A 17,926-nucleotide genomic window follows, 5' to 3' on the forward strand; every position below is an offset into this window, starting at 1 on the left:
ACCGTGACCACCCAGAACTCCGCCTCCGCCGCCGTCGACCACCACGATCAGCAGGCCGTCCGCGCCGCCAAGCGTGAGCAGCTGCTCGCCTCGGGCCGCGAGGCCTACCCCGTGCAGGTGCCGCGCACCCACGCGCTGGCCGAGGTGCGTGAGCGGTTCGACGGCCACGAGCCCGACTGGACCTCGGGCGAGACCGTGTCGGTGACCGGGCGCGTCGTCTTCCTCCGCAACACCGGCAAGCTCTGCTTCGCCACCCTGCAGGAGTCCGGCGCGGACGGGGAGGCCGTCCGCCTCCAGGTCATGGTGTCCCTGGCCGCCGTCGGTGAGGAGTCCCTGGCCGAGTGGAAGAAGGTCGTGGACCTGGGCGACTTCCTCTCCGTCACCGGCGAGGTGATCGTCTCGCGCCGCGGCGAGCTGTCCATCATGGCCTCGGCGTGGGAGATGGCCTCCAAGGCGCTGCGCCCCCTGCCCGTGCTGCACGCGGACCTGAACGAGGAGACCCGCGTCCGCCAGCGCTACGCGGACCTGATCGTGCGCGAGGAGGCCCGCCGCATGGTCTACACCCGGGCCAAGGTCACCTCGGCGGTGCGGCGCACCCTCGAGGGCCACGGCTACGTGGAGGTGGAGACCCCGATGCTCCAGCTGGTCCACGGCGGCGCCCTCGCACGTCCCTTCGAGACGCACCTCAACGCGTTCGACCAGCCGATGACCCTGCGCATCGCCACCGAGCTGTACCTCAAGCGCGCCGTCGTCGGCGGCATCGACCGCGTGTTCGAGATCGGCCGCGTGTTCCGCAACGAGGGCGTGGACTCGACCCACTCGCCCGAGTTCACCACCCTCGAGTCCTATGAGGCGTGGGCGGACATGCACGTCATGGCCGAGCGCATGCAGGAGATCATCCTCAACGCCGCGGACGCGGTGGGCGCCGGGCGTCGGCTCGAGACCGCGAAGGGCGTCATCGACCTCGACGGCGAGTGGGCCTGGGTCGCCGTGTACCCGGGGCTGTCCGAGGCCGTGGGCCGCGAGATCACCCCGGAGACGGACGCCGAGACGCTGCGGGCGATCGCCGCGGAGCACGAGGTCAAGGTGGACCCCGCGTGGGACGCGGAGAAGCTCGTGATCGAGCTGTTCGGCGAGATCGTGGAGCCCACCCTGATGAACCCCACGTTCGTGTACGACTACCCGCCGGCCGCCCAGCCGCTCGCGCGCCCGCACCGCTCGGACGACCGGGTCATCGAGGCCTGGGACCTGATCATCGGCGGCATGGAGCGCGGCACCGCGTTCTCCGAGCTGATCGACCCCGTCATCCAGCGCGAGCGCCTGACCGCCCAGTCGGCGATGGCGGCCGCCGGCGACGACGAGGCGATGCAGCTGGACGAGGACTTCCTGCGCGCCCTCGAGTACGGCGCCCCGCCCATGGGCGGCATCGGCCTGGGCATCGACCGCCTGGTGATGCTGTTCACGGACGCCGGCATCCGCGAGACCATCCTCTTCCCGCTGCTCAAGCCGGAGGCCTGACATGGCCGCCTTCTGGGACTACTTCTCCGTCCTCGCCCCCTCGATCGGCCTCGGGCTCATCTTCTGGCTGGTGATGCGCTCCCTGCTGCGTTCGGACACGGGTGAGCGCGAGAGTCAGGCCCGCCGGCTCTCGGGCGCGGACGCGCGGGCGGCCCGCGAGGAGGCCGAGGCCCGTGAGTGGGCGGCCCGACGCCGAGCCGAGGGAGGGCCGGGGGCTGATCCGGAGGACCGCGCCCGGTGAGATTCCTTCCCCGGCGTTGAAGAATCCTTCTGCCCGGCTTCGTTGCGGTATTCTTGAATCACCACAAGTGCACGGCCGGAATCGTGAGCACGCGGGAAAGAACCCCGAGAGCGAAGACCGGAACCCAGGGACACGCGCACGAGAGAAGAAAGTGGGAATCACCGTTGGCACAGAAGGTAGAAGTGGTCCTCGTGGATGATCTTGACAGTTCGCCTGCAGATGAGACCGTGAACTTTGCATTGGACGGTCGCAATTACGAGATCGACCTGTCGAAGGAGCACGCTGCGGAACTCCGTGAGTTCCTGAAGCCCTACATGAAGAAGGGCCGCGCCGTGGCGCCGCCGTCGCCCAAGGTCGAGGCCGCCCAGATCCGCAAGTGGGCGGCCGAGAACGGCTACGAGGTCTCGAGCCGCGGTCGCCTGCACCGCGACGTGGTGGAGGCCTACCGCAACGCGAAGCGCAAGTGAGCGTCCCGCCCGGGTGCGTCGAGGAATCGGCGTCCCCGGGCCTCGTTCCGGCCCCTCCCGAGGACGGCCGGGCCGCTTCTCCCGCTGGCGAACAGCCGCGCGGCACGCGGTCCGGGTGCGTAGTGTCGACCACGACCGTACGCAAGGAGTGTGCCCATGTTCGAGAGATTCACCGACCGCGCCCGGCGGGTGGTCGTGCTCGCCCAGGAAGAGGCGCGCATGCTCAACCACAGCTACATCGGCACCGAGCACATCCTGCTCGGTCTGATCCACGAGGGTGAGGGCGTCGCAGCCAAGGCACTGGAGTCCATGGACATCTCCCTGGGCGCCGTGCGAGAGAAGGTGCAGGAGGACATCGGCCAGGGTCAGCAGAACCCGCCCGGCCACATCCCCTTCACGCCGCGCGCCAAGAAGGTGCTCGAGCTGTCCCTGCGCGAGGCGCTGCAGCTCGGCCACAACTACATCGGCACCGAGCACATCCTGCTCGGCCTGATCCGCGAGGGCGAGGGCGTGGCCGCCCAGGTCCTCGTGCAGCTCGGCGCGGACCTGAACCGCGTCCGTCAGACGGTCATCCAGCTGCTCTCCGGCTACCAGGGCGGCGCCCAGGGTGGCAAGGAGACCGCGGGTGCCGGGGTGGGCCAGGGCGGCGAGGCCGGCCAGAACGCCGGCTCCGTGGTGCTGGACCAGTTCGGACGCAACCTCACCGCGGCCGCGCACGACGGCAAGCTGGATCCCGTCATCGGGCGTGCGGGTGAGATGGAGCGCGTCATGCAGGTGCTCTCCCGCCGCACCAAGAACAACCCCGTGCTCATCGGCGAGCCCGGCGTCGGCAAGACCGCCGTCGTCGAGGGCCTGGCCCAGGCGATCGACCGCGGCGACGTCCCGGAGACGCTCAGGGACAAGCAGCTCTACTCGCTGGACCTCGGCTCCCTCGTGGCCGGCTCCCGCTACCGCGGCGACTTCGAGGAGCGCCTGAAGAAGGTGCTCAAGGAGATCCGCACGCGCGGGGACATCATCCTGTTCATCGACGAGATCCACACCCTCGTCGGGGCGGGTGCGGCCGAGGGCGCGATCGACGCCGCCAGCATCCTCAAGCCGATGCTGGCCCGCGGTGAGCTGCAGACCATCGGCGCCACCACGCTGGACGAGTACCGCAAGCACATCGAGAAGGACGCCGCGCTCGAGCGCCGCTTCCAGCCGATCCAGGTCGCCGAGCCGTCCGTCGAGGACGCCACGGAGATCCTGCGCGGCCTGCGGGACCGCTACGAGGCGCACCACAAGGTCTCCATCACCGACGGCGCGCTCAAGGCCGCCGCCGGCCTGGCGGACCGCTACGTCTCCGACCGGCACCTGCCGGACAAGGCCATCGACCTGATCGACGAGGCCGGCGCGCGTCTGCGCATCCGTCGCATGACCGTGCCGCCGGAGATCAAGGCCTACGAGTCCCGGATCGCGGAGGTGCGCACCCAGAAGGAGGCCGCCATCGACGGCCAGGACTTCGAGGGCGCCGCCCGCCTGCGGGACCAGGAGCAGCAGCTCGGGGACGAGCGCCGCGAGAAGGAGCAGGCGTGGCGCACCGGCGCGGACGCCGACGTCGCCACGGTGGACGAGGACCTCATCGCCGAGGTGCTCTCCAAGTCCACCGGCATCCCGGTGTTCAAGCTCACCGAGGAGGAGACGGACCGCCTGCGCAACATGGAGGACGAGCTCCACCGCCGCGTGATCGGCCAGGACGAGGCCATCAAGTCCCTGTCCCGCGCCATCCGCCGCACCCGCGCGGGCCTGAAGGACCCGAACCGCCCCTCGGGGTCGTTCATCTTCGCCGGCCCCACCGGCGTCGGCAAGACGGAGCTGGCCAAGTCCCTCGCGGAGTTCCTCTTCGGGGACGAGGACGCGCTCATCACGCTGGACATGTCCGAGTTCCAGGAGAAGCACACCGTCTCGCGTCTGTTCGGCGCCCCTCCCGGCTACGTGGGCTACGAGGAGGGCGGCCAGCTCACCGAGAAGGTCCGCCGCCGTCCGTTCTCCGTGGTGCTGTTCGACGAGGTGGAGAAGGCCCATCAGGACCTGTTCAACTCCCTGCTGCAGATCCTCGAGGACGGTCGCCTGACCGACTCGCAGGGCCGTGTGGTGGACTTCAAGAACACCGTGATCATCATGACCACGAACCTCGGCACCCGGGACATCTCCAAGGGCGTCATGACCGGCTTCCAGTCGGCCACGGACACCACCACCGGGTACGAGCGGATGAAGGGCAAGGTCAAGGAGGAGCTGCGCCAGCACTTCCGCCCCGAGTTCCTCAACCGTGTGGACGACGTGATCGTGTTCCCGCAGCTGCAGAAGCACGAGATCGTGGAGATCGTGGACCTGTTCGTCTCCCGCCTCGGCAAGCGCCTGGCGGAGCAGGACCTGTCCATCGAGCTCACCCAGTCCGCCAAGGATCTGCTCGCGGACCGCGGCTACGATCCGGCCATGGGCGCCCGCCCGCTGCGCCGCACCATCCAGCAGATGGTGGAGGACCAGCTCTCGGAGAAGATCCTCTTCGGCGAGATCCCGGCCGGCTCCCTCATCACCGTGGACGCCACGGGCGAGGGGGAGGGCGCCGAGCTGACGTTCGCGTTCTCCGGCGGCCGGGAGGCCCTGGAGGGTGCGGACCTGGCCGAGCTCGAGTCCGGTGCCGGCGATCCGGTGGACGCCGACCGCTCCGTGTGACCTGCGGGGTCTGACCCACGACGCCGGACCGCGCGTCCGGTGGCCACGGCCCGTCGCCCCTCCCCCTCGGGGAGGAGGCGGCGGGCCGTCGTCGTGCCCCCGCGGGGACGCCGGGGCCGAGGTCCGCGACACCGCCGCCGGCATCAAGGACGGCCTCGCGAAGGACCGCTGAACCGGCCCGCCTCTCCGGAGGCACGAGAGGGGTTCCCTCGCGGCGGGATCGGTGCCACTGTGGTCTGTGACCGCTCGACGGTGGTCCTGTCTCCGCTTCGACCCGGCGCTCGCCGGGACGGCTGCGGGGCAGCCCCGAGAAGAAGGAGGCCGCCCATGGGTATCGGTGACCTGAACAACCTCGCAAACCAGCACTCGGACAAGATCGACGAGGCCGTGGACAACGCTCAGGAGCAGCACGGCGACAAGCTCGGCGAGCACGGCGACACCGTGAACAAGGGTGTCGACGGCGCGCAGGAGAAGTTCCTGTCCGGGGACGAGGGCGAGCAGCAGGCCTGAGCCTGCCGTCGACGCCGCGGGAGCCCCCGCCCGGTCCGCCGGGACGGGGGCTCCCGTCTGTCCGGGGTCGGGATGTCCGTGCCTAGACTGGACCCCATGCCTGCCGACCGCCCCCTCACCCTCCGCTCGGCGCGGACCCAGGACGTCCCGGTCATCCAGGCGCTCGTGGAGCCGCTGGCGCGGGAGCGCGTGCTGCTCCAGAAGGAGGCGGTGGCCTACTACGAGGCCATCCAGGAGTTCGTGGTCGCCGAGGAGGCGGACGGGACCCTGGCCGGCTTCGGCGCCCTCCACGTGATGTGGCAGGACATCGCCGAGGTCCGCACCCTCGCCGTCTCGGAGGCCCACCGGGGGACCGGCGTCGGGCACCTGATCATCGAGGAGCTGCTGGACCGTGCGCGGGCCGTGGGCGTCGAGCGGGTCTTCTGCCTGACCTTCGAGGTCGAGTTCTTCCGCCGGCACGGTTTCGAGGTGATGGCGGACCAGTCCGCCGTGGACCCGGAGGTCTACGCGGAACTGCTGCGCTCCACGGACGAGGGCGTCGCCGAGTTCCTGGACCTCGCCCGGGTCAAGCCGAACACGCTCGGCAACACGCGGATGATCCGCCGCCTCTGAGCCGCCGCACCGCGGGCCGCCCCAGGCCCCGGCGAGGTCAGGCCGGGAAGGTGAGGCCGCCGTCGTCGTCCCGGGCCAGCAGCCCGTCCGACACGAGCCCGGCGACGCACCGCGCCCACTGCGCGTCGTCGGGGCGGTGCGACCCGAGCCGCCCCCCGGCCACGACGACGGCGGGCACCTCCGCCTCGGCCACGCGCCCGTGCTCGCGGACGGCGGCCATCACGGCCCCGCGCACCTGACGGTCCGTGCCGGCCCAGGCCTGGCCGCGCGGCACCTCCACCGGCGGCGGGGAGCCCGCTGCGACCCACGCGCACGTCTCCGCCAGCGGGCAGCGGTCGCAGGCGGGGGAGCGGGCGGTGCAGACGAGGGCCCCGAGTTCCATGACGGCCGCGTTCCACGCGTTGGCGCGGGCGGGGTCCTCGGGCATGAGGGCCTGGGCGCGGCGCATCTCGGCGCGGGTCAGCGACCTGCCGGGCAGGGCCTCACCCGCGACCGCGCGCGCGATCACCCGGCGCACGTTGGTGTCCACGACGGTCTCGGGGACGCCGAACGCGAAGCTCGCGACCGCCGCGGCCGTGTACTCGCCGATGCCGGGCAGGGCGCGCAGGGCGGCGGGGTCGGCCGGCACCCGGCCGTCGTGGCGCCCGACGACGGCCCGGGCGGCCTCCTGGAGGCGCAGGGCCCGGCGCGGGTAGCCGAGTCGGTCCCAGGCCGTGAGCACGTCTGCGGTGGGGGCGGCGGCCAGGTCCGCGGGGGTGGGCCAGCGCTCCAGCCACTCCCGCCAGCGGGGCAGCACCCGCACGACCGGGGTCTGCTGGAGCATGATCTCCGAGACGAGCACGCCCCACGGGGAGCAGTCCGGGCTGCGCCAGGGCAGGTCCCGGGCGTGGACGGCGAACCAGCCCAGCATCGCGTCGTGCAGGTGCGGCACGTCCACCGTGGGCGGGACGAGGGGGGCGGGCGCGGGCATGGCGTCCACTGTAGGGTGCGCCGCCGCCTACCCTGGATCGCATGCCGTCTCGTCCGACTTCCCCCGGGTCGAAGCCGTCCCCCGCCGTCTACCGCCGCCGGCGGCTCGTGGCCGCCCTGCTCGCCCTCGTGCTCCTGCTCCTGGTGGGGTGGGCCGTCGTGGCGCTCGTCCGAGCCGGGATCGGCGCCTTCTCCTCCGAGGACGCCGACCCCTCCGCCGCCCCGACGCCGGTGCACTCCCCGTCGCCCGCCCCGGCCACGGACGCCGAGTCCAGTTCCGCCTCGCCTACCGTGGCCCTCGAGGACGCCGCCGAGTGCCAGCCCTCGGATCTGCGGATCGCCGCCTCCGCGGACCGGTCCGAGTACCAGCGGGGCGAGGAGGCCGAGCTGCGCCTGGGCATCACGAACCTCTCCTCGACCCCGTGCCGCACGGATGTGGGCACGGCCCGGCAGGAGTTCACGATCCGCACGGCCGAGGGCGACGACGTCTTCTCCACCCGCATCTGCCAGGCGGACCCCGCGGAGGCCCAGCGGGTGCTGTACCCGCACGAGGAGCTCACCGCCGTGTACCGCTGGTCCGGCCGCGCCTCGAGCCAGGACTGCGGCCGCCTCGGCGCTCTCGCGGAGCCCGGGCCCCATCTGCTGACGGTCAGCCTCGGCGACGTCACCTCCCGCCCCGTCGCGCTGAAGATCCTCGAGGAGCTCGCCCCGGGGGCCCAGGACAGCAGCTCCTCGGCCGCCCCCTCCTCGGCCACCCCCTCCTCGGCCACCCCCTCCTCGAGCGGCAGCGCCTCCCCGTCGGGGTCCGCCTCCGACCCGGCGTCGGCCTCGACCACCGACCCGTCGCCGTCATCGTCCCGCTGAGCCGGCCGCGCCGTCAGCGGCCGGGGCCGGCCTCCGGATGCGCGGCCGGGCCGCCGCCGGTCCACGTGGGGATCGTGGCGAGGGCCTCGCCGATCGAGCCGACCTCCGCCACCGTGAAGCCCGCGGGGACGTCCCCGAGCGGCTCGGGGGAGCGGGGGACCAGGGCGCGGGTGAAGCCCAGGCGGGCGGCCTCGCGCACCCGTCGCCCGATGCCGGGCACGGGGCGCACCTCCCCGGCCAGCCCGAGCTCACCGACGGCGATCATCCCCTGCGGGACGGGGGCCGAGAGCTTCGCCGAGGCCACGGCGACGGCCACGGCCAGGTCCGAGGCGGGCTCCGAGAGTCGCACGCCGCCCACGGTGGCCACGTAGCAGTCGTCCTGGGCGAGGGCGAAACGGGCCCGGCGCTGGAGCACGGCCAGGAGCATGTTCACGCGCGCCGCGTCCACGCCGGAGACGGTGCGGCGCGGGCTGCCGCCGGCGGACGGGGTGAGCAGGGACTGCACCTCGGCCACGAGCGGGCGCCGGCCCTCGAGCGTCACCGTCACGCACGTGCCCTCGACCGGCTCCGAGACGCCCGAGAGGAACAGACCGGAGGGGTCGTCCAGGGACTCGATGCCGTCCTCCCGCAGGTCGAAGCAGCCGACCTCGTCCGTGGGCCCGAAGCGGTTCTTCACCGCACGCACCAGGCGCAGCCGTGAGTGGCGGTCCCCCTCGAACTGGCAGACCACGTCCACGAGGTGCTCGAGCAGCCGCGGGCCGGCGATGGTCCCGTCCTTCGTCACGTGGCCCACCAGGACCGTGGTGATCCCCTTCTCCTTGGCCGTGCGGATGAGGCTGGCCGCCACCTCGCGCACCTGGCTGACGCCCCCGGCGATCCCGTCCACCTCGGTGGACTGCAGGGTCTGCACGGAGTCCACGATCACCAGCTCCGGGTCCGTCCGCTCGATCTGCCCCAGTGCCCGGCCCAGGTCCGTCTCCGCCGTCAGACGCAGGGTGTCCGCGATCGCCCCGATCCGGTCTGCGCGGGAGCGCACCTGCGCCGCCGACTCCTCGCCCGTCAGGTACAGCACCGAGCGCGGACCGCCGCCGCCCGCGCCGCGCGCCGTCTGGGCGGCCACGTCCAACAGCAGCGTGGACTTGCCGATGCCCGGCTCGCCGGCCAGCAGGATCACCGCGCCCGGCACGAGGCCGCCGCCGAGCACGCGGTCCAGCTCACGCACCCCCGTGGAGCGGAACGAGGCCAGCGTGGCGTCCACGTCCGCGATGCGCGGCGCGACCTCCGCGACCGTGGCCGCGCGCGTGCGACCGGTGGTCGACGTCAGCCCGATCTCCTCGACCGTGCCCCACGACTGGCACTCCCCGCAGCGGCCGACCCACTTCACGGTGGTCCAGCCGCACTCGGTGCAGCGGTATCCGGGGGCACGCTTCGGGGCGGTCTTGGTGGCCATGCGCCCACTCTAGGAGCCGAGGCGGACGCGTTAGCCGGCACCGCGCGCGGTCCGACGTCGGCCGCCGGGGCCGTGCGCCGCCGTCGGGCTCAGACGCGGGGCAGGTAGCCGCGCGCCTCGTCGTGCTCGGCGCCCGTGGCCTCGATGAGGTCCACCATCATGGGCCGCAGCAGCATCACGAGCGCCTCGCCGTGCACGGACCCGCCGCCCAGCTGGTGCGGGTCCAGCGCGGACGCGGACGCCCCCAGGGCGTCCCGCGCCACGGACAGCGAGCGATGGCGGCCCTCGGCCTGCGGCTCCACGAGGGAGCGGTGCAGGATCTCGACGGCGTCCGCGGCGTCGTCGAACCAGGCGGCCAGGCGCTCGCGGTCGTCGTCGTCGAACACACCCTCGTCCAGGACCGAGACCACCCGCCGGGCCACGATCCGCAGGGAGCGCACCGCCAGGTCCGAGCGGTCCGCCGCGTTCACCGCGTCCTCCACGAAGGAGCGCGAGGAGCGGTGCAGCGGGTTGAACACGGTCTGCTCATGCGTGACGCGCAGCTCCTTGCGCAGCGCCTCCAGCGTGGTGTGCGTGCCGCGGCTGGCCACGAGCGCCATCCAGGCGGTGCGGGAGTCGTTCTCCCGCAGGGCCCGGGAGAGGTCGCGCAGCACCGTGGCGATCGAGTCGTAGAGTCCACCCAGCTGACGCACCGCGGGACGGCGCACGTCCTGGGGCGAGAGGAACGTGACGAGCAGGGCCAGGACGCCGCCCACGATCGCGTCCTGGCTGCGGACGAACGGCCCTCCCGTGCCGGTGGGCAGGAGGACCACGAGGACGGACTGCAGGGACATCTGCATCGTGAATGTGGCGCCGGAGTCCAGGAACCGGGCCACCATCACGGACACGAACAGGACCACCGAGGCCTGCCACAGGCCGCGGCCGAGCCCGACCATGAGCAGGTCCCCGATCAGGATGCCGACGGTGCAGCCGACGGCGACCTCGGCCACCTTGCGCAGCTTCGGCTCCCGTTGGAAGCCGAGGGCGATCAGTAGGGCGGTGGAGGCGAACAGGGGCTGCTGGTGGCCCAGGACGGCCTCCGCGAACCAGTAGGCGCCCACCGCGCAGACAGCGACGAGGGCGGCCTGGCCCACGGAGGAGCGGACGCGGGACCAGCCCGCACGGGCGCGCCGACGCAGGAAGCGGCCGAGACGTTCCCCGCGGGTCTGGGGGTCGACCATCGGCACCGTGCCCGTGGCGGTGGCGAAGCGGTCCGTCATGCGGCCAGCCTAGTCCGACGCCGCGGTGCCCCCGCCGTGCGAGGCTCAACCAAGCATTGTGGCCCACGGCACAGATCATTCCTGCGAATGCCGCTCCCGTTCACCATCTGTTCACCCCGGCCGAGCACTCGATTCACCTCTGGACCGTACGGTCGGGTGCGGTGCAGAACCGGGCCAGCCGGACGCTCTGCCCTCACCGTCGTCATCCGATTGAAAGAGGCTCTTCGTGAAGGCTCTCCGCTTCGGCCGCTCCGCCGCCCTCCTGTCCGTGGCCGCCATCGCCCTGACCGCCTGCTCCTCCGCGGACAGCGGCAACGGCGGCTCCGATGCCTCCGGCTCCGCCGGCGGCGAGCAGGGCACCACCTCCGAGGTCCAGGGCAACCTGGTCGGCGCCGGCGCCTCCTCGCAGGAGGCGGCCATGACCGCCTGGACCCAGGGTGTCACCGAGACCGCTCCGAACCTGACCGTGCAGTACTCCCCGGACGGCTCCGGTGCCGGTCGTGAGAAGTTCCTCGCCGGTGCCACCTCCTTCGCCGGCTCCGACGCCGCCCTCAAGGAGGAGGAGGCTGAGTCCGCCAAGGAGAACTGCGGCGACGAGGGCGCGTTCCACGTGCCGGCCTACATCTCCCCGATCGCCGTGGCCTACAACCTGCCGGGCGTCGATGACGTCAAGATGGACGCCGAGACCATCGCCAAGGTGTTCTCCGGCGAGATCAAGAACTGGAACGACGAGGCCATCGCCGCGCAGAACGAGGGCGTCGAGCTGCCCGACACCCCGATCACCGTCGTGCACCGTTCCGACGACTCGGGCACCACCGAGAACTTCACCGCCTACCTCACCGAGGCCGCCGGCGATGCCTGGTCCTACGACGAGGTCGAGACCTGGCCGTCCGACATCACCGCCGAGTCCGCCCAGGGCACCAAGGGTGTCGTGGGCCTGGCCTCCCAGACCGAAGGCGCCATCACCTACGCCGACGCCTCCGCCGTGGGCGAGCTGGGCACCGTGTCCGTGAAGGTCGGCGAGGAGTACGTGAAGTACTCCGCCGAGGCCGCGGCCGCGACCGTCGAGAAGTCCGAGGCCAAGGAGGACGGCTCGATCGAGCTCGACCGCGCCACCGACGAGTCCGGCGTGTACCCCGTCGTGCTGGTCTCCTACCACATCTACTGCAACCAGTACGAGTCGCAGGAGACCGTGGACCAGGTCAAGGCCTTCGCCGAGTACGTCGTGTCCGAGGACGGTCAGAAGACCGCCGAGGAGTCCGCGGGCAACGCCCCGATCTCCGAGGACACCCGCAAGAAGGCCATGGAGCGCATCGAGGCCATCTCGGTCAAGGGCTGATGTCGCTTCTTGTCGGCTGACCCACCGCCGCTTCGGCCGCCGGGCCCCACGGGCCCGGCGGCTGAAGCCGCGTCAGGGCACTCGTTCGTCGCGGCCCGTCCATCACCACGCACGTCGATCTGAGGGAAGGCACCGTGTCCTCAACCACCAACGAGGCGGCACCGAAGCCGTCCAGCCTGCGCGGCCCCCGCCGCGGAGCCGCCGGAGACAAGCTCCTCTCCGGCGGGGCCCTGGCGGCCGCCGTCCTGATCCTGCTCGTGCTCGCCTTCGTGGCGGTCTTCCTCCTGACGGAGGCATGGCCTGCCCTGCAGCCGGGCGCGGAGCTCGTGTCTGCGGACTCCTTCTTCCAGTACGTGTGGCCGCTCATGGCCGGCACCGTGATGGTGTCGATCATCGCTCTGCTCATCGCCACCCCGGTCGCGATCGGTGTCGCCCTGTTCATCTCGCACTATGCGCCCCCGCGCATCGCGCAGTCGGTGGGCTTCGTGATCGATCTGCTGGCCGCGATCCCCTCCGTGGTCTACGGCGTGTGGGGCTGGCTGACGCTCGCTCCGCTGATGGTGCCGATCTACGGCTGGCTCAACGAGAACCTGGGCTTCATCCCGTTCTTCGGCGGCTCGGCCACCACCACGGGCCGCACCCTGCTGACCTCGGGCGTCGTGCTGGCCGTGATGGTCCTGCCGATCATCACCGCGCTCTGCCGTGAGATCTTCACCCAGACCCCGAAGCTCCACGAGGAGGCCGCGCTCGGCCTCGGCGCCACGCGCTGGGAGATGATCAAGATGACCGTGTTCCCGTTCGCCCGGGCCGGCATCATCTCCTCGATCATGCTCGGCCTCGGCCGCGCGCTCGGCGAGACCATGGCGGTCACCATGGTGCTCTCCGGCGGCGTCTTCTCCTGGTCGCTCGTGGAGTCCGGCAGGAACCAGACGATCCCGTCGGAGATCGCGCTCAACTTCCCCGAGGCGTTCAACATGCGCCTGCACGAGCTGATCGCTGCCGGTCTCATGCTCTTCATCATCACCCTGGCGGTGAACATGATCGCCCGCGCGATCGTGAACAAGCACAAGGAATTCTCGGGAGCCAACTGACATGAGCACTGTCTCGACTTCTCCCCGGGCCACCGAGGACAGCGTGACGCCGCGGCGTCACTCCCTGACCGAGGGTCAGAAGCCCGGCTGGACCTGGATGGCCGTCGCAGCTGCCGCGGCCGTCGTCGCCGCCGGCCTGACCGTGCTGCTCAGCGGCGCCTTCAACGTCGTCGGTTTCGTGATCATCGCCGCCATCCTCTACATCGCGGGGCTCTACGTGGCCACCCGCGTGATGGAGAACCGGCGCCGCGCCGCAGACGGCCTGTGCCGCAACCTCGTGTGGCTGGCGTTCCTCGTGGCCCTGGTGCCGCTGGTCTCCGTGCTGTGGTCGGTCCTCTCCGCCGGTCTGCCGACCCTGATCGCCAACCCGCAGATCATGGCGTACGACATGAAGGGCATCACCGGCATCGACGACTCGGCGTGGGTGGAGGACGGCAAGCCCGCCGGCGGGCTCGCGGGCGGTTTCGGCCACGCCCTGATCGGCACCGTCGTGATCACGATCATCGCGACCCTGATCTCCGTGCCGATCGGCATGCTCACCTCCATCTACCTGGTGGAGTACAGCCGCGGCGGCTGGTTCTCCCGCGCCATCGTGTTCTTCGTGGACGTCATGACCGGCATCCCCTCGATCGTGGCCGGCCTCTTCGCCTACGCCGCGATCACGTGGGTCCTGACCCTGGTCACCGGCAGCAAGTCCACCGCACTGCAGTCCGTGCAGATGGGTCTCACGGCCGCGATCGCGCTCTCGGTGCTCATGATCCCCGTGGTCGTGCGATCCACGGAGGAGATGCTCCGTGTGGTGCCCAACGAGCTGCGCGAGGGCGCCTACGCCCTCGGCGTGCGCAAGTGGCAGACCATCGCCAAGGTGGTCCTGCCCACCGCGATCTCCGGCATCGCCTCCGGCGTCACCCTGGCCATCGCCCGCGTGGCGGGCGAGACCGCGCCGATCCTCGTGACGGCCGGCTTCGCCACCAGCATCAACTGGAACCCGTTCGACAACTGGATGACCGCGCTGCCGGTGTACATCTACCGCCAGCTGGTCGCCCCGACCTCGCCTACGGCGGCGGACCCCTCGACCGCCCGCGCCTGGGCAGCCGCCCTGCTGCTCGTCACCATCGTCATGCTGCTCAACCTGGCGGCACGGTTCATCGCCAAGGCGTTCGCCCCCAAGAAGGGCCGGTGAGGCCCGGCCGCCCGGAATCCCCCGGGCGGCCGGCCCCGACCCCGTCGCACCCCCCCAGAGACTTCCACGAAGGAACAGAACCACTCATGTCCAAGCGCATCCAGGCCATCGACGTCGATGTCTTCTACGGCAAGTTCAAGGCCGTCGAGGGCGTCAACATCGACATCGCCCCCCGCTCCGTCACCGCCTTCATCGGCCCCTCCGGCTGCGGCAAGACCACCTTCCTGCGCAGCATCAACCGCATGCACGAGGTGCTCCCCGGCGCCACCGTGGACGGCCAGCTCCTGCTCGACGGCGAGGACATCTACGGGCCCGGTGTGGACCCGGTCCGCGTCCGTTCCCAGATCGGCATGGTCTTCCAGCGCCCGAACCCGTTCCCCACGATGTCCATCCGCGACAACGTGCTGGCCGGCTACAAGCTCAACGGCACCCGCCTGAACAAGTCCCGTGCGGACGAGCTCGTGGAGAAGTCCCTGCGCGGCGCCAACCTGTGGAACGAGGTCAAGGACCGCCTCGACAAGCCCGGCTCCGGCCTCTCCGGCGGTCAGCAGCAGCGTCTGTGCATCGCCCGCTCCATCGCGGTGCAGCCCGACGTGATCCTCATGGACGAGCCCTGCTCCGCGCTCGACCCGATCTCCACCCTCGCCGTCGAGGACCTGATCAACGAGCTCAAGGAGGAGTACACGGTCATCATCGTCACGCACAACATGCAGCAGGCCGCGCGCGTGGCGGACAAGACCGCGTTCTTCAACATCCAGGGCGTCGGCAAGCCCGGCAAGCTGATCGAGTACGACGACACCAACGTCATCTTCAACAACCCCTCGAGCCAGCAGACCGAGGACTACGTCTCCGGCCGTTTCGGCTGAGCCGCCCCGCGCTCCGTCCCCGACCCCGTCCGGCCGCACGCCGGGCGGGGTCGCGGCGTCTGCGGGGCCGGGCGTCGTCGTCGGGCGCGGCCTCAGGCCAGCGGGAGGAGGGCCAGCGTGCCGAGGAGGCCGAGGAGGGCGCAGGCCACCGGCGTGAGCAGCCACCAGCCGACCACGCGCAGCACGGTGGGCCAGCGCACGGACGCGTAGGTCTGCGTCTGGCCGGCGCCCACGATGGCCGCCGTCGCCGTGTGGGTGGAGGACAGGGGCAGGTGGAACACCAGGGATCCGACGAACAGCAGGCCCGCGGGGATGACGGCGGCCACGGACGCCCGCAGGGGGTCGAGGCGCACGAGACGCTCGGTGAGGGTCCAGGCGATCCGCCAGGCGCCGCCCAGCGTGCCGAGCCCGACCGCGAGGGCGAACAGGAACGCGCCCCCCACGAACTCGGCCGTCAGGGCGTCCGGCGCCAGGACGGACCCGGACCCCACCAGCACGGCGGCCCACAGCACCCCCATGCGCTGACCGGCCTGCAGGCCGTGGCCCATGGCCATGGCGCTGGCGGAGATGCCCAACGCGACGCGGGCCCGGTGCTGGACGTTGACCGTGGTGCCGCGGGTGGCGAGCCGCATGGCGGGGGCGGTGAGCAGGCGGGCGAGCGCCCACGCGATCAGGGGCGAGAGCAACAGGCTGAGCAGCACCTCGGCGCGGACGAGGTCGAAGATGGTGTGGGCGACGTCGATGTGCAGGCTCAGGCGCACGGCGAGGTGGCTGCCCGCCAGCGCGGAGATCAGCGCGTGCGTGCTGGAGCCGGGCAGGCGCCGCCACCACAGCAGCAGACCCCACACGAGGGTCACCGCGCAGGACACGCCCACGGCCAGGGGGCCGATCTCGCTGCGCACCGCGGGCGAGGTGAAGTAGTGCACGCTCAGCGTGATGAGCCCGATGCCCAGCAGGGCGCCCACGGTGTTGACCGCTCCGGTCAGGAGGAGGGCTCCGCGCGGGGTCAGCGCCCGGTACCGGACAGGCAGCGCCGCGGCGTTGGGGGCGTCACGGAACCCCATCAGCGCGCCGACGGCGCACAGCAGCACGAGGACGACGGCGAGCCCCGCGGTCACGGCGCCTCCACCGGCTCAGGACTCACGGACGAGCACCATGCCCAGGTCCATGTTCACGCGGGAGAGGGCCTCGAGCGCCGCGTGCAGCGCCCAGGCGACCTCGCGCTGGCGGTTGTAGTCGCGCTGCAGCAGGTCCATGCCGAGGTCGGCGAGCCACTCGACCATGATCCGCTCCGTGCGGCGGGAGGCGCGCAGCAGCTGCATCCACGTGGCCTCCAGGGCGTCGAGGTCGCGCATCTCGGCGGCGCCGCGGGCGAGCAGCTCGGCCTGACGACCCACGGTCTCGAGGACGTCGAGGGCGTGCGTCGGCAGCTCCTCGAGGTCGGCCCGCTGGATCAGCACGCCCGCCGACACGACGCGCCGGGTGGTCGCGTGCACGCCGCTGGCCAGCCGGTAGAGGTCCTGACGGGGCAGCGGAGTCACGTAGGCGCTGCGCAGCGCGGTGAGGAAGGCCATGAGGGTGGCGCTCGAGGACGAGTCGAGCTCCTCGAGCTCACGGGCGGCACGGTCCGCCTCGGGTCCGCGGGTCCCCGCGACCTGGGCCACCAGATGCACGGACCGGTGCAGGGCCTCGGCGAGGTCCGCCATGTGGCGCAGCGCCGGGGTGTCGCGCGTGACGAGCCAGGGCATGCGGGGGGACATGGGCAGCGGTCGCTCTCTCGTCGACGGGTGGCGAAGGGGTCGACGACGACGCCGGACCGGGAACGCCTCTCGGCGGAAGGCCGCTCGCAGCGGCTATGTGTTGGAGCCCGGGGTTACCAGCGGCCCGGCGCCGTCCCCATCAGTCTAGCGATCCGTCCCGAAACGCTCGACCCGCCGCCTCCAGGGCGTCGGCGGTGCTGACCAGGCGCGCGGCCCGGCGGGTGAGGGCGGCGGCGCGGTCCGGGGCGGCGGCCTCGGAGCCCTCGGCGTGCTCGACCTGGCCCAGAGCCACGACGCGGGCGTAGGCCGCGGCGCGCTCGAACGCGACGTCGATCTCGGAGCGGTAGGCGCCCGTGAGGATCGTGTCCGTGAGGCGGCGCAGCTCGGCCGGCCCCGGCGGCTCGACGGCGCCCGCCACGACGCGCGAGGCGTAGGCGGCATGCCCGGCGCGGTACCAGGCGGCCCAGCGCTCGCCGTCGCGGGTCGTCGCCTCCTGGAGCGCGTACAGGCGCCACAGGGCGCCGGCGAGCGAGACGGGCGGGGCGTCCGCCCACAGCTCGGCGAGCGTCTCGACGCCCAGCTCGCGGACCAGCCCGACCAGCCGCTCGACGATGGCCGGGTCCTCCTCCGCGCGGCCGCCGGCCACGAGGGCGTGGGCCAGGCGCGAGGCCGCCGCGGCCACTTCCTGCGGGTCTTCGCCGCCGGCGAAGTGCGTGAGCTCCTGCGGTTCCGAGAGGCGGGGCCGGTGGGGGCGCAGCACGCCCGAGGCGCTCGAGCTGGCGCCGCGGCCGGCGGGCAGGCGGTGACGTGCCATGGGCGGGCTCCCTTCGAGGGCGCATCGGGGTGGGGATGTGGTCGCCGGAGGCGGCGGCCCCGTCCACGGTAGTGCCCCGGACGCCTGGGCTACCATCGGAGGGCACCCGTGAGGGTCGCCGTCGTCGGCCGCGCGCCGTCGTCGTCGGCCGCGGGTGGGGGCCTTTAGCTCAGCTGGCAGAGCATCGGACTTTTAATCCGCCGGTCGCGGGTTCGATCCCCGCAGGGCCCACGCGAAAACGGCCCCTGACCAGGCATGACGCCCGGTCGGG

At 72.2% G+C, this 17,926-nt stretch carries 17 protein-coding genes and 1 tRNA gene; 12 read left to right on the forward strand and 6 right to left on the reverse strand.

What is annotated here, in order from left to right:
* Positions 1 to 3 precede the first annotated feature (3 nt).
* From lysS to DE149_RS05230, 6 genes are all read left to right on the forward strand, one after another.
* Positions 4 to 1,518, forward strand: coding sequence for a lysine--tRNA ligase (gene lysS, locus DE149_RS05205; protein WP_036384191.1), 1,515 nt, complete (start codon positions 4 to 6; stop codon positions 1,516 to 1,518).
* A 1-nt stretch (position 1,519) separates the two neighbouring features.
* On the forward strand, positions 1,520 to 1,759 hold the full coding sequence (locus tag DE149_RS05210; RefSeq protein ID WP_041104642.1) for a hypothetical protein: 240 nt from the start codon (positions 1,520 to 1,522) through the stop codon (positions 1,757 to 1,759).
* An 83-nt stretch (positions 1,760 to 1,842) separates the two neighbouring features.
* On the forward strand, positions 1,843 to 2,226 hold the full coding sequence (locus tag DE149_RS05215) for an Lsr2 family protein (RefSeq protein ID WP_370446019.1): 384 nt from the start codon (positions 1,843 to 1,845) through the stop codon (positions 2,224 to 2,226).
* A gap of 156 nt (positions 2,227 to 2,382) precedes the next feature.
* A complete protein-coding gene (locus tag DE149_RS05220; RefSeq protein WP_041104641.1) occupies positions 2,383 to 4,938 on the forward strand; it encodes an ATP-dependent Clp protease ATP-binding subunit in 2,556 nt (851 codons plus the stop codon).
* Between the two features lie 327 nt (positions 4,939 to 5,265).
* Positions 5,266 to 5,448, forward strand: a complete 183-nt coding sequence (locus tag DE149_RS05225) for an Rv0909 family putative TA system antitoxin (protein ID WP_041104640.1) — start codon at positions 5,266 to 5,268, stop codon at positions 5,446 to 5,448.
* A 96-nt stretch (positions 5,449 to 5,544) separates the two neighbouring features.
* Positions 5,545 to 6,060, forward strand: a complete 516-nt coding sequence (locus tag DE149_RS05230; protein ID WP_002856080.1) for an amino-acid N-acetyltransferase — start codon at positions 5,545 to 5,547, stop codon at positions 6,058 to 6,060.
* Between the two features lie 37 nt (positions 6,061 to 6,097).
* Here the strand turns inward: DE149_RS05230 and DE149_RS05235 are convergent, their stop codons facing one another.
* Positions 6,098 to 7,030, reverse strand: coding sequence for an A/G-specific adenine glycosylase (locus DE149_RS05235; RefSeq protein WP_152743583.1), 933 nt, complete (start codon positions 7,028 to 7,030; stop codon positions 6,098 to 6,100).
* A gap of 41 nt (positions 7,031 to 7,071) precedes the next feature.
* Between DE149_RS05235 and DE149_RS05240 the strand changes: the two genes are divergently transcribed.
* Positions 7,072 to 7,893 (forward strand): hypothetical protein, encoded by an 822-nt coding sequence (locus tag DE149_RS05240; RefSeq protein ID WP_069941090.1) that lies wholly within the window; start codon positions 7,072 to 7,074, stop codon positions 7,891 to 7,893.
* Between the two features lie 13 nt (positions 7,894 to 7,906).
* Here the strand turns inward: DE149_RS05240 and radA are convergent, their stop codons facing one another.
* Together radA and DE149_RS05250 are read right to left on the reverse strand one after the other, a co-directional pair.
* Entirely contained in the window at positions 7,907 to 9,343 is a 1,437-nt protein-coding gene (gene radA / locus DE149_RS05245) for a DNA repair protein RadA (RefSeq protein WP_069941089.1), read from the reverse strand.
* Between the two features lie 89 nt (positions 9,344 to 9,432).
* Complete coding sequence (locus DE149_RS05250; RefSeq protein ID WP_069941088.1) at positions 9,433 to 10,602, reverse strand: aromatic acid exporter family protein; 1,170 nt, start codon at positions 10,600 to 10,602, stop codon at positions 9,433 to 9,435.
* 226 nt (positions 10,603 to 10,828) lie between these two features.
* On the opposite strand from DE149_RS05250, the gene pstS reads away from it, so the two are divergent.
* From pstS to pstB, 4 genes are all read left to right on the forward strand, one after another.
* Positions 10,829 to 11,941, forward strand: a complete 1,113-nt coding sequence (gene pstS, locus DE149_RS05255) for a phosphate ABC transporter substrate-binding protein PstS (protein WP_069941087.1) — start codon at positions 10,829 to 10,831, stop codon at positions 11,939 to 11,941.
* Between the two features lie 134 nt (positions 11,942 to 12,075).
* Positions 12,076 to 13,032 carry a phosphate ABC transporter permease subunit PstC gene (gene pstC, locus DE149_RS05260; RefSeq protein ID WP_049147798.1) on the forward strand — a complete coding sequence of 319 codons (957 nt, stop codon included), beginning with the start codon at positions 12,076 to 12,078 and terminating at the stop codon, positions 13,030 to 13,032.
* A 1-nt stretch (position 13,033) separates the two neighbouring features.
* The gene (pstA, locus tag DE149_RS05265; protein WP_036384203.1) at positions 13,034 to 14,215 is read left to right on the forward strand and encodes a phosphate ABC transporter permease PstA; all 1,182 of its coding nucleotides are present in this window, start codon (positions 13,034 to 13,036) and stop codon (positions 14,213 to 14,215) included.
* A gap of 86 nt (positions 14,216 to 14,301) precedes the next feature.
* Positions 14,302 to 15,081 carry a phosphate ABC transporter ATP-binding protein PstB gene (pstB, locus tag DE149_RS05270; RefSeq protein WP_036384205.1) on the forward strand — a complete coding sequence of 260 codons (780 nt, stop codon included), beginning with the start codon at positions 14,302 to 14,304 and terminating at the stop codon, positions 15,079 to 15,081.
* A 92-nt stretch (positions 15,082 to 15,173) separates the two neighbouring features.
* Here the strand turns inward: pstB and DE149_RS05275 are convergent, their stop codons facing one another.
* The 3 genes from DE149_RS05275 to DE149_RS05285 all read right to left on the reverse strand — a co-directional run bounded on the left by DE149_RS05275 (position 15,174) and on the right by DE149_RS05285 (position 17,655).
* Positions 15,174 to 16,199, reverse strand: a complete 1,026-nt coding sequence (locus tag DE149_RS05275) for an inorganic phosphate transporter (RefSeq protein ID WP_078025975.1) — start codon at positions 16,197 to 16,199, stop codon at positions 15,174 to 15,176.
* Between the two features lie 15 nt (positions 16,200 to 16,214).
* On the reverse strand, positions 16,215 to 16,841 hold the full coding sequence (locus DE149_RS05280; RefSeq protein WP_036314859.1) for a hypothetical protein: 627 nt from the start codon (positions 16,839 to 16,841) through the stop codon (positions 16,215 to 16,217).
* Positions 16,842 to 16,980: 139 nt separating this feature from the next.
* On the reverse strand, positions 16,981 to 17,655 hold the full coding sequence (locus DE149_RS05285) for a hypothetical protein (RefSeq protein ID WP_041103592.1): 675 nt from the start codon (positions 17,653 to 17,655) through the stop codon (positions 16,981 to 16,983).
* A 158-nt stretch (positions 17,656 to 17,813) separates the two neighbouring features.
* Here DE149_RS05285 and DE149_RS05290 point away from each other — a divergent pair.
* Positions 17,814 to 17,886 (forward strand) — tRNA-Lys (locus tag DE149_RS05290).
* Positions 17,887 to 17,926 lie beyond the last annotated feature (40 nt).

The sequence above is a fragment of the Micrococcus sp. KT16 genome (assembly GCF_003315015.1).
In the GTDB taxonomy this organism is placed as follows: domain Bacteria; phylum Actinomycetota; class Actinomycetes; order Actinomycetales; family Micrococcaceae; genus Micrococcus; species Micrococcus luteus.

Bases quoted from the DNA above. Each gene is read 5' to 3' on its own strand.
- DE149_RS05225 (WP_041104640.1), top strand. From the start codon at position 5,266: ATGGGTATCGGTGACCTGAACAACCTCGCAAACCAGCACTCGGACAAG.
- DE149_RS05235 (WP_152743583.1), bottom strand. From the start codon at position 7,030: ATGCCCGCGCCCGCCCCCCTCGTCCCGCCCACGGTGGACGTGCCGCAC.
- DE149_RS05220 (WP_041104641.1), top strand. From the start codon at position 2,383: ATGTTCGAGAGATTCACCGACCGCGCCCGGCGGGTGGTCGTGCTCGCC.
- DE149_RS05230 (WP_002856080.1), top strand. From the start codon at position 5,545: ATGCCTGCCGACCGCCCCCTCACCCTCCGCTCGGCGCGGACCCAGGAC.
- pstB (WP_036384205.1), top strand. From the start codon at position 14,302: ATGTCCAAGCGCATCCAGGCCATCGACGTCGATGTCTTCTACGGCAAG.
- pstA (WP_036384203.1), top strand. From the start codon at position 13,034: ATGAGCACTGTCTCGACTTCTCCCCGGGCCACCGAGGACAGCGTGACG.
- DE149_RS05280 (WP_036314859.1), bottom strand. From the start codon at position 16,841: ATGTCCCCCCGCATGCCCTGGCTCGTCACGCGCGACACCCCGGCGCTG.
- DE149_RS05210 (WP_041104642.1), top strand. From the start codon at position 1,520: ATGGCCGCCTTCTGGGACTACTTCTCCGTCCTCGCCCCCTCGATCGGC.
- DE149_RS05250 (WP_069941088.1), bottom strand. From the start codon at position 10,602: ATGACGGACCGCTTCGCCACCGCCACGGGCACGGTGCCGATGGTCGAC.
- DE149_RS05240 (WP_069941090.1), top strand. From the start codon at position 7,072: ATGCCGTCTCGTCCGACTTCCCCCGGGTCGAAGCCGTCCCCCGCCGTC.
- DE149_RS05285 (WP_041103592.1), bottom strand. From the start codon at position 17,655: ATGGCACGTCACCGCCTGCCCGCCGGCCGCGGCGCCAGCTCGAGCGCC.
- radA (WP_069941089.1), bottom strand. From the start codon at position 9,343: ATGGCCACCAAGACCGCCCCGAAGCGTGCCCCCGGATACCGCTGCACC.